Origin of the sequence: Herbaspirillum sp. SJZ099, from assembly GCF_007828355.1 — a bacterium.
Taxonomy (GTDB): Bacteria; Pseudomonadota; Gammaproteobacteria; order Burkholderiales; family Burkholderiaceae_D; genus Herbaspirillum.
In genome coordinates, this window is sequence record NZ_VIUO01000001.1 from 487,133 (window position 1) to 502,118 (window position 14,986).

A 14,986-nucleotide genomic window follows, 5' to 3' on the forward strand; every position below is an offset into this window, starting at 1 on the left:
CGTTCGCCGCCCGATCGCCATGCCCGATGCCTGATGCCCCCGATGCCTGTTTGCGGGTATCGGATGCGGGCGCCGCGCGAGACGCTGTCCGGTTCGGACGCACGCAATTCAGCAGCAAGTAAGTTTGGGATGCCACACTGAGGCCATCGTCGCGATACCCGCAACACCAACCAACAACAGCGGGCACATAACAGATTCCAGATTCCAATTCGAAGACATGAGGAGACGTCATGCAATACGAGGAATTCTATCGGCAGTCCATCGAGCAGCCTGAGCTCTTCTGGGCCAGGGAGGCCGAACGCATCCACTGGGAGCAACCGTTTTCCCAGACGCTGGATTATTCGCAGCCGCCGTTCGCGCGCTGGTTCATTGGCGGGCGGACCAATCTCTGCTACAACGCGGTCGACCGCCATCTCCCGCAGCGGGCGCAGCAGCCCGCGCTGATCGCCATTTCCAGCGAGACCGGCAGCGAGCGCACCTATACCTACGCAGAACTGCAGCAGGAGGTCATGGCCATGGCCGCCGCCATGCAGTCGCTGGGCGTGGCGCGCGGCGACCGGGTGCTGATCTACATGCCGATGATTGCCGAAGCGGCGTTCGCCATGCTGGCTTGCGCGCGCATCGGCGCCGTGCATTCGGTGGTGTTCGGCGGTTTCGCCTCCAACAGCCTGGCTTCGCGCATCGACGATGCCAGGCCGCGCCTGATCGTCTCGGCCGATGCCGGTTCGCGCGGCGGCAAGGTGATCCCGTACAAAGGCCTGCTCGACGAGGCCATCCGGATGGCGGCGCACAAGCCGGCGCACGTGTTGCTGGCCGACCGCGGCCTGGCGGAAATGCCGCGCACGCTTGAGCGCGACGTCGATTACGCGCCGCTGCGCGAGCGATATCTGGGAACGCAGGTGCCGGTGACCTGGCTGGAATCGAACGAGACCAGCTACATCCTCTACACCTCGGGCACCACCGGCAAGCCCAAGGGCGTGCAGCGCGATGTCGGCGGTTATGCGGTGGCGCTGGCGTCGTCGATGCAGCATATCTTCTGCGGCAATCCCGGCGAGACTTACTTCTGCACCTCCGACATCGGCTGGGTGGTCGGGCATTCCTACATCGTCTACGGCCCGCTGATCCAGGGCATGGCGACGGTGCTCTATGAAGGCTTGCCGATCCGGCCCGATGCCGGCATCTGGTGGAGCATCGTCGAAAAATACAAGGTCACGCGCATGTTCTCGGCGCCGACCGCCATCCGCGTGCTGAAAAAGCAGCCGCCGGAATGCATGAAGAAGCACGACACTTCCTCGCTCAAGGCGCTGTACCTGGCCGGCGAGCCGCTGGACGAAACCACTTCCAGTTGGATCGCCGGCGAGCTGGGCGTGCCGGTAATCGACAATTATTGGCAGACCGAGAGCGGCTGGCCGATCATCTCCATCGCCCGCGGCGTGGACGACAAGCCCACGCGCCTGGGCAGCCCGGGCGTGCCGATGCCCGGCTACAAGATGGCCATCATCAACGAGGCCACCGGCCAGGCATGCGGCGCCAACGAAAAGGGCGTGGTGGTGATCGACGGCCCCTTGCCGCCGGGCTGCATGCAAACCGTGTACGGCGACGACCAGCGCTTCGTCAATACCTACTGGCGCAACTTCGCGCGCGAGACCTACTCCACGTTCGACTGGGGTATCCGCGATGCGGACGGCTACTACTTCATCCTCGGTCGCACCGACGACGTCATCAACGTAGCCGGCCACCGCTTGGGCACGCGCGAAATCGAGGAGAGCATTTCCAGCCATCCGAATGTCTCGGAAGTGGCGGTGGTCGGCGTGGAAGACAAACTCAAGGGGCAGGCGGCCTACGCCTTCGTCATCCTCAAGAATGCCGATGCCGCCGCCACGCCGCAGCAGAAGCTGGCGTTGGAGAGCGAGATCATGGGCGTGGTGGACAAGCAGATCGGCGCCGTCGGGCGGCCTTCCCGCGTGCTGTTCGTCGGCCTGCTGCCCAAGACGCGCTCGGGCAAGCTGCTGCGCCGGGCCATCCAGGCCATCTGCGAAGGACGCGATCCGGGCGACCTGCCGACCATTGAAGATCCCGCCGCCCTGGAGCAGGTGAAGCAGGTGTGGCGCGGGTAGTACAGGCTTTGAAAAAGATTTGAGAGTTATATAAAGATTGCCGTTGACGGCCCGGGCGGTAACCGGGTGGTCATATAGCCTTCCTAGCATCGATTCGCGTCCGGCCCTGCGTTTGCAGCGCCGGACGTTTCCTTAATCAATGGACGAATCCGATGCGAAATGTTTTCTTTTCCGGGCTGGCCCTGCCATGTGCCGTTTTCTTGTCAATGCCGGCTGCGCCCGCGGCCGCAGCCAGCCCCCAGGGCGTGATGCTGTACGGCCGGATCGACCTCGGCGTCGAATACATCAACAATGCGGGGCCGGACGGCGGCGCCATCTTGCGCATGTCCCCGAGCGGCACTTCCACTTCGCGCATCGGCCTGCGCGCCGAGGAAGACCTGGGCGGCGGCAACAAGGCCTTCGTGCAGCTGGAAAGCGGTTTTCGTCCCGATACCGGAGGCATGGCGGATCCGCATTCGATTTTTAACCGCCAGGCCAATGTCGGTATCCAGGGCGCATACGGGCGCCTGCTGGTGGGGCGCAGCGACAGCACCACCGGCGACTTCATGCTCAACGACGCGCTCGCCAACAATTACTCGTGGTCGGGCGTAAGCACCCATCTGCGCGGCGGCCGGCGCGACGGTACGTTGGGGCGCATATCCAATCTGGTCAAGTACGAGGGGAACGCCGGCCGCTACAAGTTCGGCGCCAGCTATGGCCTGGGCGAGGTGGCCGGACAGGCTTCCGCCAGGGCCAAATACGCGGCGGCGCTGGATTACCGCAACGATGGCTTCGGCTGGACGCTGACCTACGACCGGGAAAACAGCGATACCCTGGAGCAGGGCTACAGCCGCGCCGGAAACGTGTCGCTGTCCGGCGTGCTCCCGGTTGGCAAGGTGAAGACCTATGCGGGTTATCGCCGCCACGTCAAGCATGGCATCGGCGATCGTCCCGACCGGCGCAGCGACTTTGTCTGGCTGGGGCTGGCGCTGCCGTTGGATGGGCGCAATACCTTGTCGTTCGGTTATTACCACGTCGATGTGAGGAATGCGGCCAGGGGCCGCAGCGGCGATCCCAACCTGCTGGCCATGCGCCTGACGCACACGATGTCCGCGCGTACCGAACTGTATGCGACGGCGGCCTATGCCTGGATCCCCAGCGGCGATGCGATCGGGATCGGAAATTCGCCCCGGCTGTATGCCGAGAACGGCAAGCAGGCCGGCCTCAATATCGGCATGCTGCATCGTTTCTGATTGCCGCCGGGCAGCTCGCGCGGCAGGCGCAGGCGGCGGCTTTTGGTTAAACTACCTGCTTTGCCGCCACGCTCGCCCGACCATCATGCCCGATCCCATCCGCCACGCCCTGGCCTCCGATGCCGCAGCCATCTGCGATATCTACAACTACTACGTGGAACACACCACCATCAGCTTCGAGACCGAGTCGGTCGGCGTGGAGACCATGCAGGCGCGCATGGCCGAGGTGCAGGCGCAGTTCCCCTGGCTGGTGTACGAGGAGGACGGCGTCGTGCTGGGCTATGCCTATGCCAGCAAGTGGAAGCCGCGCGCGGCCTATCGCCATTCCGTCGAAGCCTCGGTCTACCTGCATCGGGATGCGGCCGGGCGCGGCGCCGGCAAGCGCCTGTATGCGCGCCTGTTCGAGATGTTGAAAGCGCAGGGCGTACACCTGGTGATCGGCGGCATTACCCAGCCCAACGCCGCCAGCGTGGCCTTGCATGAGCGCATGGGCTTCGTCAAATGCGCGCATTTCAGCCAGGTCGGCCGCAAATTCGACCGCTGGCTGGATGTCGCTTACTGGCAGCTCAACCTGGAGGAGCAGGGACAATGAGATCGACCCGCGCGGCCAGCGCCATCGAACGCCTCAACAGGCGTGCCGAGACCAAGCAGTATTCGATGCTGCGCACCTCGGACGAACGTTTCCAATTGATCCAGCGCGTGGCGGGCAAGCCGATGGAGAAATTGAGCGAGGCGCTGGAGCTGGATGACTTTGTCGCCTTCGTCAACGCCTATGGGCCGCAGACGCCCAGGCGGGTCAGCAAGCTGGACGTGCAGTTCGAGAAAAACATGCGCAACAAGAAAGAAGACGCTTCTTAAGAACCTGTTTTTAAGAACCCGTTTCATTGTGAAACGGGTTCTCAAGGCTCAGTCCGCCAGCGTGGCGACGACCGGCGCATGGTCGGACGGCTGTTCCCATTTGCGCGGAACCTTGTCGACCACGCAGGCGGTGCAGCGTTCTTTCAATGCCTGCGTGAGCAGGATATGGTCGATGCGCAAGCCGCGATTGAGGCGGAAACCCATCTGGCGATAATCCCACCAGCTGTATATTTTTTCAGGTTGCTCGAACAACCGGAACGCATCTGTCAGGCCCATCGCCTGCAGCTTGCGGAAGGCTTCGCGCTCCGGTTCCGACACCAGCACCTGCCCTTGCCAGGCCACCGGATCGTGCACGTCGCGGTCTTCCGGCGCGATGTTGTAGTCGCCCAGCAGCGCCAGGCGCGGGTGCGTTGCCAGCTCCTGCTGCAGCCACTCTTGCAGCGCCGCCAGCCAGCTTAGCTTGTACGGATACTTTTCCGACTCCAGCGACTGGCCGTTGGGGATGTAGGCGCACACATAGCGCACGCCTTCGATGGTGGCGGCGATGATGCGCTGCTGCTCATCCGGGAACAGCGGGTTGTTCTTGACGATGTCGTTCATCGGATGGCGCGACAGGATGGCCACGCCGTTATAGGTTTTCTGTCCGCTGAATTCGACCATGTAACCGGCCGCCGCGATCTCCGCCGCGGGGAACTTGTCGTCCGTCAGCTTGGTTTCCTGCAGGCACAGCACATCGACCGGGTTTTCTTCCAGCCATTTGAGCACTTGCGGCAGGCGGACCTTGAGGGAGTTGACGTTCCAGGTGGCGATTTTCATGGTAGGGATGGCAGGTGATGAACGGACAGTTCCGCCCGTGCGGGCGAAGTCCGCCATCTTACCGTATTCGCCCGCGCTTACTTGAAGTGGTAGTTCAGCGCGACCAGTCCCATGTCTTCGATCTTGTGATTGAGGATCGGGCTGTCGGCGGCGCCGCTGCCAAGCCATTTGCGGCGCCAGGTGACGTTGAGCCGCCAGTCGGCATTGACGGGAATATCGGCGCTCAGGCCGACAATGGCGTTGTTGGAAGCGCCGGCATGGTATTGACGATAGCCGCTGGCGGCCGATTCGGCCGCGCTCACGCCCAGGAAGTAATTGTTGTAGTTGGCGCTGCGGCGCTCCACGCCGACCTGGGGATAGATGCTGACCGGCCCGACATCGACCTGGGCCGCATAGATCGCTTCGGCCAGGGTGCCGTGCGATTGGTTGAAGTCGTAGAAGGCATTCAGGAAGAACGCGCCGTAAGGCGTCTCCTGGAAGGTGCCGATGCCCAGGGGGATCGGATTGGAACGATGCTGCAAGCCGCGTTCGGCATCGAAGCCATCGAAGCTGACGCGTGCGGCCAGCTCCAGGTAGCCGGCGCCGATCCTGGCGGTCTTGATGCCGAACGTATCGAGACGGGCGAAGAAGCGCCCGTAATCGAAATAGGCATAAGGCAGCAGGGTGTTGTGGGCGCTCTTGTCCAGCACATTGCGTTCGAGGTGATAGACGCCGGCGCCCAGGTCGCCGACGATGCGATCCGGCAGCGCGGCGCTGCCGATGCTGTCGGGGGCGGCTTGTTGCGCCATGGCGGGTGCGGCGCACAACAAGGACAGGGTGAACACGATAGACGTCTTCATTTTATTTCCGGTTGAAGGACTGCATGAGTCTGGAACATGGCTGTATAGCGCGCCATTGTATCCGGATCGAACCCGCCGGGTTGGCAGGGGATTCCGGTGGCAGTAGCGCCGGCGCCGCCGGAAAGGCAAGAAAAAAACCACCGGCGGTGCGGTAATGCCGTTCAGTGAAGGCTAATTCTGAAGCACTCATCACCTGGCCCGTTCGGGCTGAGTAGGCTCGCCAGGGCCGTATCGAAGCCAGCGTGTCAGCGTATCATTGTTAGCGGTCTTGCCTGCCCTTCGATACGCTGCTGCGCAGCTACTCAGGACGAACGGCGTCTGGACTCCACAAACCTCCACAAGCCTCCACAAACACAAATGCCGTTCAGCGTTTAACTGAACGGCATTACTGGCGATGCGGTGGCTTGCGGTGCTGCCGTTGACGCTGCCGTTTCTCAGGCGGCGCCATCGCATGCAAGGTGCGGGACATTGCGCATGCGAGGCGCGCCGCCGTGCATCAGGCGCGCGACGACTTGCCGCGCGCCTGGTTCAGCAGGTACGTGGTCAGCAGCGGCACCGGCCGGCCGCTGGCGCCCTTGGCGGCGCCGCTCTTCCATGCGGTGCCGGCGATATCCAGGTGGGCCCAGGTGTACTTGCGGGTGAAGCGCTCCAGGAAGCAGGCGGCGGTGACGCTGCCGCCGGGCTGGCCGCCGATGTTGGCGATGTCGGCGAAGTTGGACTTCAACTGCTCCTGGTAGGCGTCCTGCACCGGCATGCGCCAGGCGGTGTCGCCGGTGGCGCGGCCGGCCGCCAGCAGGTCGTTGGCCAGTTGGTCGTGGGCCTCGTCTTCGCGCGTGAACAAGCCGGAGTTGTGGTGGCCCAGGGCCACGATGCAGGCGCCGGTCAGGGTGGCGATGTCGATCACGGCGGCCGGCTTGAAGCGTTCGACGTAGGTCAGCGCGTCGCACAGGATCAGGCGGCCTTCGGCATCGGTATTGAGCACTTCGATGGTCTGGCCCGACATCGAGGTGACGATGTCGCCCGGCTTGGTGGCGCGGCCGGAAGGCATGTTCTCGCAGGTCGGGATGACGCCGACCACGTTCAGTTTCAGGCCCAGTTCGGCGATGGCGCGGAAGGTGCCCAGCACGGAGGCGGCGCCGCACATGTCGTACTTCATTTCATCCATGTTCAGGCCGGGCTTCAACGAAATGCCGCCGGTGTCGAAGGTGATGCCCTTGCCGACCAGCACGATCGGCGCATCCTTGGCTTTGCCGCCCATGTGCTTCAGGACGATGAACTTGGGCGGCTGGTCGCTGCCGTTGGTGACCGACAGGAAGCTGCCCATCTTCAGCGCTTCGAGCTGCTTGCGGTCCAGCACTTCCACGCCCAGCTTGAATTCCTTGGCCAGTTTCTTGGCGGTGTTGGCCAGATAGGTCGGGGTGCAGACGTTGCCGGGCAGGTTGCCCAGTTCCTTGGTCAGCGCCATGCCGTTGGCCAGCGCCACGGCTTCGGCCACGGCGGCCTTGGCCGCCGGCGCCTCGGCCGCCGATGTCAGGAAGGCAATTTTCTTCACGCCGGTGGGGGCGGGGTCCTTCTTGCTCTTGAGGGTGTCGGAACGGTAGACCGAATCGCGCCCGGCCAGCACCACGTTGCGCACGGCCCAGGCCAGGTCGCGGCCCTTGACGCCGGCAAACGGCAGCGCCAGCGCCGCGTTGTCGCAGCCCAGCGTGGCCAGGGTGCGCACCAGCGCCTGGGCGGCGGCGGCGAAGCTCTTGTCGGAAATCTCTTCTTCGGCGCCCAGGCCCAGCAGCACGATGCGTTCGGCGGCGATGCCGGTGACGCCGCGCAGCAGCAGGGTCGAGCCGGGTTTGCCGGAGATGTCGCCGGACTTCAGCGCGGCGCTGATGGCGCCCAGCTTGTCCAGCGCGGCGGCGGCCTTGGTCAGCTTGCGGTTTTCATGGATGCCGACCACCAATGCGCCAGTCTTGACAGCGGTTACAGCGTTTTTTGCGTCCAATGTTTTTGTGCTAAAGTCCATCGTTCGTCCTTTGTTTGATTTACCCGGCGATTATAGAGCCCATTTCGCCGCCACGTGCGTGCCGATGCGTTGCTTGCCGGGCCGGACAGGACCCTTACGCCCACCCATTACACAAGTTCCCGGCTTCGCATGATTTTCCAGCGCGCACTTCGACGCGAATTGACGAGCACCGCAGGCGCCGTCTTCACCACGCTCTTCACCATTACGCTCACCGTGATGCTGATCAAGATCCTCGGCCAGGCCGCTGGCGGCCAGGTCGCGTCGCAGGACGTGATCGCCCTGATCGGTTTCCAGTCGCTCAACTACATGCCGGTGATCCTGGTGCTGACCGGTTTCATTTCAGTGTTGCTGGTGATGACCCGCAGCTACCAGGATTCCGAAATCGTGGTCTGGTTCTCCTCCGGGCTTTCCCTGACGCGCTGGGTCAAGCCGGTGCTGCTGTTCGGCTGGCCCATCGTGTTGCTGGTGGCGGTGCTTTCCTTCGTCGTCACTCCCTGGGCCAACCAGCAGAGCAGCGAATACCGCGAACGCTTTGAAAAGCGCGAGGATATCGCGCGGGTTTCGCCCGGCAAGTTCCAGGAGTCGGCCAGCGCCAACCGCATCTTCTTCGTCGAAGGCATTTCCGGCGACGCTTCCAAGGTGCGCAATGTGTTCGTCAACACCATCGGCGCCGACGGCAAGAACAGCGTGGTGGTGGCCAAGGAAGGCGAGACCGTGGTCGACAAGGACGGCGAGAAGTTCGTGGTCATGAGCAAGGGCCGCCGCTATGACGGGGCCCCCGGCCTGCCGGATTTCCAGATCGTCGATTTCGAGCGTTACGGCCTGCTGATCGGCAACCAGTCGCAGGCCGCCGCCGGCGACCGCTCGGCGCGGGCGATGCAGATGAACGAGCTGCTGGTCAAGAACGACGGTTTCGCGCGCGGCGAATTGCTGTGGCGCATCGCGCTGCCGCTGATGGGGCTGTCCCTGATGCTGCTGGCGATTCCGTTGTCCTTCGTCAACCCGCGCGCGGGCCGTTCGCTGGGCCTGCTGGTGGCGTTGCTGCTGTTCGTGGTCTACAGCAATACGGTCAGCGTCTTCCAGGCCTCGGTGGCGCAGGGGCGCATGTCCTTCATGCTGGGCTGGTGGCCGGTGCATGCGATAGTGGCGCTGCTGATCGTGGGCATGTTCGCGCTGCGGCTCAATATCAACAGCCGCTGCCATCCGGCGGTCATCTGGTCGGCCATGCGCCGTGCCCTGATCTTCAAGCGCGAGGCCTGACATGCGCGTCATCCAACGTTATTTCAGAACAGAAATCACCCGCTCGGTGCTGTTCGCCCTGGCGGCCTTCCTGGCGCTGTTCGCCTTCTTCGAGATGATGGGCCAGCTGGAGCAGGTCGGCCGCAACGGCTACCAGCTGCAGCAGGCGGTGCTCTATGTAGTCATGGGGCTGCCGGGCAACGTGTATGAACTGATGCCCACGGCGGTGCTGATCGGCACCATCTACACGCTGTCGCAACTGGCGGCGCGTTCCGAGTTCACCATCATGCGCGTGTCCAGTATGTCCACCGGCATGGCCGCGCGCGTACTGGCGCGCATCGGCATCGGCTTCGTGGTGCTGACCATCGTGTTCGGTGAAATCATCGCCCCCAAGGCTTCCGAATGGGGGGAGAAACTCAAGCTGCAGGCCCAGGGGGCTTCGCTGTCGTCGCAGTTCCGTTCCGGCATGTGGGCCAAGGATGTGATCAAGGACAACGGCCTGGACGGCAATGTCACCGGCAGCCGCTTCATCAACATCCAGTCGATCCAGCCGGACGGCCGCATCGAAGGCGTCAAGCTGTACGAGCTGGATACGGATTTCCACATGGCGCGCATGATCACGGCAACCTCCGGCGACTATCAGGGCGACCATGTCTGGAAACTCTCCGGCGTGCTGCAATCGGATTTCGCCGACGGCAACAAGGACCGCAAGATCACCGAGCCGATCAAGACCACCAGGCTGGACAGCATGCGGTTGGTGTCGGAGGTGACGCCGGAAATCCTGTCGGTGCTGTTTGCCGATCCGGATCACATGTCGGCCTACGACCTGCTCGCTTACACCAGGCACCTGGAAGCCAACAACCAGCGCACCGACCGTTACGAAATTGCCTTCTGGAAGAAGATCGTCTATCCCTTGTCCATCTTCGTGATGATGGCGCTGGCGCTGCCGTTCGCCTACCTGCATTTCCGCGCCGGCGGCGTGAGCCTGAAGATCTTCACCGGGATCATGATCGGCGTGTGCTTCCAGCTCATTAACAGCCTGTTCTCGCACCTCGGCCTGCTCAACACCTGGCCGGCCTTCGTGACGGCGGCGCTGCCCAGCCTGCTGTTCATGGCGCTGGCCATCGGCGCGTTGTGGTGGGTCGAACGTACCTGACATCATGCCTGCCTCCATTGCCCAAAGCCTGATCCTGTTTGCCCACGGCGCGCGCGACCCGGCCTGGGCGGCGCCGTTCGAACGTTTGCGCGCGCTGGTGCAGGCCGCCGCGCCTGACGTGGATGTGCAGCTGGCGTTTCTGGAACTGATGCAGCCGGATTTGCCTGCCGCCGCCGCGCAGGCCGTGGCTGGCGGCGCGCAGCGTATTACCGTCGTGCCGGTCTTTTTGGGGCAGGGGGGGCATGTGCGGCGGGACTTGCCGCAATTGCTGGCGCAACTGCGGCAGGCTTATCCGCAAGTGCAGATCGATGATGTACCGGCTGCTGGTGAGGATGATGCTGTGTTGCGGGCTATTTCTGCTTATTGTGTTAGGGCTGTTGTTGTTGGGTAGTCTGGTCTCGCCGTTTGTCGGTGTATTGGCTTGATGTTTTTTTAGGTAGTCTGCTCTTGTTTCGTGCAGATGTACTGGCTTAATGCTTATCTTTCTCCGGTCTAAGCGGAGCGCCGGGTGCGGCCCGGCAGCCGCTCACTTTCTTTGCTTCGCCAAAGAAAGTAAGCAAAGAAAGGCGACCCCTAAGTGCCAGCCCCTTCGGGGTACCCGTTGGAGTGTCATGAAAAATGGGCGAGGCAGAGTCGCTGCGCTCCGACTGCCTTGCTGATCCATTTTTCATGATACTCCAACGGCTGGCCCACAAGGGGAGGCAAACCTGACCGCCTCGCCTTCGGCATCGGGCTTGGGAGGGGAGTTGCGCGTTGGCTCCATTTTCTGAACCAAGTCAGTCGCAAGCTTGGCGATGCCGAAGGCGAGCCGGACAAGACGTTCGCATCTAACCAGCCGGCGGATCGGGCAAAAAAATGGATCAGAAAAGCAGTCGGAGCGAAGCGACTCTGCTTTTCCCATTTTTTTGTTCGATCCGTCGGGGACCCCGAAGGGGCTGGGTAGTTGCGTCGCCTTCTTTTGCTTACTTTTCTTGGCGAGACAAGAAAAGTGAGCGGCTGCCGGGCCGCCCCCGGCGCTCACTTCCGACCGGAGAAAGATAAGCATTAAGCCAGTACATCTGCATGAAGCAAGAGCAGACTACCCAAAAAAACAGCAAGACCAGACTACTCCAAAAATAGATTCTTACTTAGAACAGCCGAGCACCGTCAGGCACAACCTGATCAGGCCTGAACAGCACAACTTCACCGGCATCATCGGGAAACCCCAGCGTCAACACTTCCGACATGAACTTGCCGATCTGGCGCGGCGGGAAGTTCACCACCGCCGCCACCTGGCGCCCCACCAAGTCTTCCAGCCGATAATGCGCCGTGATCTGCGCGCTGCTCTGGCGCACGCCAATGCCCGAGCCGAAATCGATCTTCAGTTTGTAGGCAGGCTTGCGCGCTTCGGGAAAGGCTTCGGCCGAGACGATGGTGCCGATGCGGATGTCGACCTTGAGAAAGGCATCGAAATCGATGGGATCGGCGGCGGGGGCGTTGGTGTCGTGCAGCAGGTGCATGGCGAGGCCTCAAGACAGTGAAGCCGCGATGATAGCAATCATTGCCGCCGGCCGGGCAAGTGCGGGGGAGGTGGAGGAAGTGGGGGAAGCGGGTTACGCCAAGCCGGCTCAGTCGCGGTCGGCCAGCGCCGGCCCGATCATCACCAGCACCGGCCCGCTGCAGGCCTGCAGCCCGGCTTCCAGTCCGGCCAATTGCAGGTTGTAGATGTGCTCGTCCGGGCGGCTGCAGTTTTCCACCACCACCACCGGCGTATCCGGCGCATAGCCCAGCGCCAGCAGCCGGCGCGCGGTGGCGGTGGCTTCGCGTCCGCCCATGTACTGCACCAGCGTGTCGCCGTTGGGCATGATCACTTCGTTGGGCTGGTCGGGAGCGGTGCTGGAGGTGAACAGCGAAACGCTGCGGGCGATGCCGCGCCGGGTCAGCGGACGTTTGGCCGAAGCCGCGGCGGCCAGGGCGGCGGTGATGCCGGGCACGACTTCGTAGGGGATGCGGTGCGCTTCCAGCGCGCGCATTTCCTCGTCGGCACGACCGAACAGCATGGGGTCGCCTCCTTTCAAGCGCACCACGCGGCGGTACTGCTGTGCCGCCGCCACCAGCTTCTCGTTGATCTCCACCTGCGCGGTCGAGCGCTGGCCGCTGCGCTTGCCGACCGGGATCTTCACCGCCTGCGGGCACAGTGCAAGGATTTCTTCCGTCACCAGCGCGTCGTGCAATACGGCATCGGCTTCGGCCAGGATGCGCGCGCCACGTACGGTGAGAAGGTCGGCCGCGCCGGGGCCGGCGCCGATCAGCCACACCTGGCCCGGATTGTCCGGGCCGGGCTGGGTGGCGTCAGGAAGGGAAGGGGATGCTGCCGGATCGGTGGCCATGGCCTGCTGTACTTGAGTCGGATCGATGGGAAGGGCGTGCGTTGGGCCCTTAGTCGATCCGGATCATACCAGCGGCAACCGTCTGGTGCGTCACTTCATCGATCAGGATGAAGGCGCCGGTGGCGCGGATGGCTTCGTAGCTGTCAGCGGCGATGGGTTGCTGCACGTTCACCGTCACGCGGGCGATGTCGTTGAGCTTGAGCGTATCGGCCGGGCGGCGTTCCTGGGTATTGATGTCGAGCAAGGTGTCGACCTTGGCCACGCGTGCCGCCACCTGCTTGGTGGTGTGCTTGAGCCAGTACTTGCGGCGCAGGTCCAGCGGATCTTCGGACAGCCAGCAGACGTCGGCGGTGACCGACTTCAGCGCCACCGGCGCCTGGTCGGCCGCGGCCAGCAGGTCGCCGCGCGAGATGTCCAGGTATTCGTCCAGCAGGATGGTGACCGACTGGCCGGCCGAAGCCGATTCCAGCGAGCCGTCCAGCGTCTGGATGTCCTTGACGGTGGCGCTTTGGCCGCCGGGCAGCACCACCAGCTTGTCGCCCTTGGCAACGCGGCCGGCTTCGATGCGGCCCATGTAGCCGCGGAAGTCGTTGGCTTCGTGGCCGTTGTGGCGCGCCACCAGCTGCACCGGGAAGCGGAACGGCTCGGCATGCGCGTCTTCGTACACCGACAGCGACTCCAGCAGCTCGATCAGCGTCGGGCCCTGGTACCACGGCATCCGGTCGCTGGCGGTTACCACGTTGTCGCCGGCCAGCGCCGACAGCGGGATGGCGTGCACGTCCTTCAGGCCCAGTTGCAGCGCGAATTGCTGGTAGGCGTCGACGATGCGCTGGTACACGGTCTGGTCGTAGTCCACCAGGTCCATCTTGTTGATCGCCACGACCACGTGCTCGATCTGCAGCAGGTGGGCGATGGTCGAGTGGCGCTTGGTCTGGGTCAGCAGCTCCACCGAGCCATCGTCGCCCAGCTTCACCTTGGACACGTCCACCAGGATGATCACGGCGTCGGCGGTCGAGGCGCCGGTCACCATGTTGCGGGTGTACTGCTCGTGGCCGGGGGTGTCGGCGATGATGAACTTGCGCTTGGGCGTGGCGAAGTAGCGGTAGGCCACGTCGATGGTGATGCCTTGCTCGCGCTCGGCTTCCAGGCCGTCGGTCAGCAGCGACAGGTCGACCGTGTCGCCCACGGTGCGCTTGTGCTTGGCGCGCGAGATGGCGTCCAGCTGGTCGGCGAAGATGCCCTTGCTGTCGAACAGCAGGCGGCCGATCAGCGTGCTCTTGCCGTCGTCCACCGAACCGGCGGTGATGAAGCGTAGCAGGCCGCGCTCATGCGGCTGCGCATTGGCGGCGTTGCTCAATTGTTCTTGTGTGGCGGCGGCGTTCATCAGAAATATCCTTCTTTCTTGCGTTTTTCCATCGAGGCTTCGGACGTCTGGTCGTCCATGCGGGTGGCGCCGCGCTCGGTAATCTGGGTCACCGCCGTTTCGGCGATGATGGCTTCTACCGTGGCGGCGTCGGACGCCACCGGGCAGGTGCAGGAGATGTCGCCCACGGTGCGGAAGCGCACCACGCGGCTTTCCACGGTCTCGCCTTCGCGCGCCGGGGTCAGGTCGGTCAGCGGCACCAGCAGGCCGTTGCGCGGAATCACTTCGCGCTCATGCGCGAAGTAGATCGGCGGCAGCGCCAGCTTCTCGCGGGCGATGTACTGCCATACGTCCAGTTCGGTCCAGTTGGAAATCGGGAACACGCGCATGTTCTCGCCCGGATGCACGCGGGTGTTATACAGGTCCCACAGTTCGGGGCGCTGGGCCTTGGGGTTCCATTGGCCGAACTCGTCGCGGAAGGAGAAAATGCGTTCCTTGGCGCGGGCTTTCTCTTCATCGCGCCGGGCGCCGCCGATACAGGCGTCGAACTTGAACTCCTCGATGGTTTCCAGCAGCGTCACCGCCTGCGCGGCGTTGCGCGAGTCGGTCTGCGGGTTCCGCAGGCGCACGGTGCCGCGCTTGATCGAGTCCTCCACCGAACGCACCACCAGGCGCTCGCCCAGTTCGGCGGCGCGGCGGTCGCGGAATTCGATCACTTCAGGGAAGTTGTGGCCGGTGTCGATATGCACCAGCGGGAACGGGAATTTTCCGGGACGGAAGGCCTTTTCGGCAATGCGCAGCAGCACCACCGAATCCTTGCCGCCGGAAAACAGCAGGGCCGGGTTGCCGCACTCGGCCGCGACCTCGCGCATGATGTGGATCGCTTCCGATTCCAGCCAGTCCAGGTGGCGGTTGCTGGCGTTGTCCAAAAAGAGTTTGTCTACCGCAGTGTTCATGCCGGGCCTTCCGATGCTTGCGTA

At 63.6% G+C, this 14,986-nt stretch carries 14 protein-coding genes; 7 read left to right on the top strand and 7 right to left on the bottom strand.

The annotated features are described in order from the left end of the window. Positions 1-230 precede the first annotated feature (230 nt). From FB597_RS02075 to FB597_RS02090, 4 genes are all read left to right on the top strand, one after another. On the top strand, positions 231-2,117 hold the full coding sequence (locus FB597_RS02075) for a propionate--CoA ligase (protein ID WP_144767871.1): 1,887 nt from the start codon (positions 231-233) through the stop codon (positions 2,115-2,117). Positions 2,118-2,323: 206 nt separating this feature from the next. After that, the gene (locus tag FB597_RS02080; RefSeq protein WP_255517075.1) at positions 2,324-3,349 is read left to right on the top strand and encodes a porin; all 1,026 of its coding nucleotides are present in this window, start codon (positions 2,324-2,326) and stop codon (positions 3,347-3,349) included. 85 nt (positions 3,350-3,434) lie between these two features. After that, a complete protein-coding gene (locus tag FB597_RS02085; protein ID WP_144767875.1) occupies positions 3,435-3,941 on the top strand; it encodes an arsinothricin resistance N-acetyltransferase ArsN1 family B in 507 nt (168 codons plus the stop codon). After that, the gene (locus FB597_RS02090) at positions 3,938-4,207 is read left to right on the top strand and encodes a hypothetical protein (RefSeq protein ID WP_144767877.1); all 270 of its coding nucleotides are present in this window, start codon (positions 3,938-3,940) and stop codon (positions 4,205-4,207) included. Before FB597_RS02085 ends, FB597_RS02090 begins: the two co-directional genes overlap by 4 nt. 48 nt (positions 4,208-4,255) lie before the next feature. On the opposite strand, the gene xth is transcribed toward FB597_RS02090, so the two are convergent. From xth to FB597_RS02105, 3 genes are all read right to left on the bottom strand, one after another. Next, the gene (xth, locus tag FB597_RS02095; protein WP_144767879.1) at positions 4,256-5,023 is read right to left on the bottom strand and encodes an exodeoxyribonuclease III; all 768 of its coding nucleotides are present in this window, start codon (positions 5,021-5,023) and stop codon (positions 4,256-4,258) included. A gap of 77 nt (positions 5,024-5,100) precedes the next feature. Continuing rightward, positions 5,101-5,862, bottom strand: a complete 762-nt coding sequence (locus FB597_RS02100) for a MipA/OmpV family protein (RefSeq protein ID WP_144767881.1) — start codon at positions 5,860-5,862, stop codon at positions 5,101-5,103. A gap of 496 nt (positions 5,863-6,358) precedes the next feature. Then, positions 6,359-7,879, bottom strand: coding sequence for a leucyl aminopeptidase (locus FB597_RS02105; protein WP_141913180.1), 1,521 nt, complete (start codon positions 7,877-7,879; stop codon positions 6,359-6,361). A 129-nt stretch (positions 7,880-8,008) separates the two neighbouring features. Between FB597_RS02105 and lptF the strand changes: the two genes are divergently transcribed. Genes lptF through FB597_RS02120 form a run of 3 tightly spaced genes read left to right on the top strand, consistent with a single transcriptional unit; the run spans position 8,009 to position 10,665 of the window. Continuing rightward, a complete protein-coding gene (gene lptF, locus FB597_RS02110) occupies positions 8,009-9,139 on the top strand; it encodes an LPS export ABC transporter permease LptF (protein WP_141913181.1) in 1,131 nt (376 codons plus the stop codon). 1 nt (position 9,140) lies between these two features. Continuing rightward, positions 9,141-10,274 carry an LPS export ABC transporter permease LptG gene (gene lptG, locus FB597_RS02115; RefSeq protein WP_141913182.1) on the top strand — a complete coding sequence of 378 codons (1,134 nt, stop codon included), beginning with the start codon at positions 9,141-9,143 and terminating at the stop codon, positions 10,272-10,274. A gap of 4 nt (positions 10,275-10,278) precedes the next feature. Then, a complete protein-coding gene (locus tag FB597_RS02120; protein ID WP_144767883.1) occupies positions 10,279-10,665 on the top strand; it encodes a sirohydrochlorin chelatase in 387 nt (128 codons plus the stop codon). 736 nt (positions 10,666-11,401) lie between these two features. Here the strand turns inward: FB597_RS02120 and FB597_RS02125 are convergent. The 4 genes from FB597_RS02125 to cysD form a co-directional block, all read right to left on the bottom strand. Next, positions 11,402-11,773 carry a tRNA-binding protein gene (locus FB597_RS02125; protein ID WP_141913184.1) on the bottom strand — a complete coding sequence of 124 codons (372 nt, stop codon included), beginning with the start codon at positions 11,771-11,773 and terminating at the stop codon, positions 11,402-11,404. A gap of 108 nt (positions 11,774-11,881) precedes the next feature. Continuing rightward, the gene (gene cobA / locus FB597_RS02130; protein ID WP_144767885.1) at positions 11,882-12,643 is read right to left on the bottom strand and encodes a uroporphyrinogen-III C-methyltransferase; all 762 of its coding nucleotides are present in this window, start codon (positions 12,641-12,643) and stop codon (positions 11,882-11,884) included. 49 nt (positions 12,644-12,692) lie between these two features. Continuing rightward, the gene (locus tag FB597_RS02135) at positions 12,693-14,027 is read right to left on the bottom strand and encodes a sulfate adenylyltransferase subunit 1 (protein ID WP_144767887.1); all 1,335 of its coding nucleotides are present in this window, start codon (positions 14,025-14,027) and stop codon (positions 12,693-12,695) included. Beyond that, the gene (gene cysD, locus FB597_RS02140; RefSeq protein WP_141913187.1) at positions 14,027-14,962 is read right to left on the bottom strand and encodes a sulfate adenylyltransferase subunit CysD; all 936 of its coding nucleotides are present in this window, start codon (positions 14,960-14,962) and stop codon (positions 14,027-14,029) included. The genes FB597_RS02135 and cysD overlap by 1 nt, the downstream gene beginning before the upstream one ends. Positions 14,963-14,986: the final 24 nt, after the last annotated feature.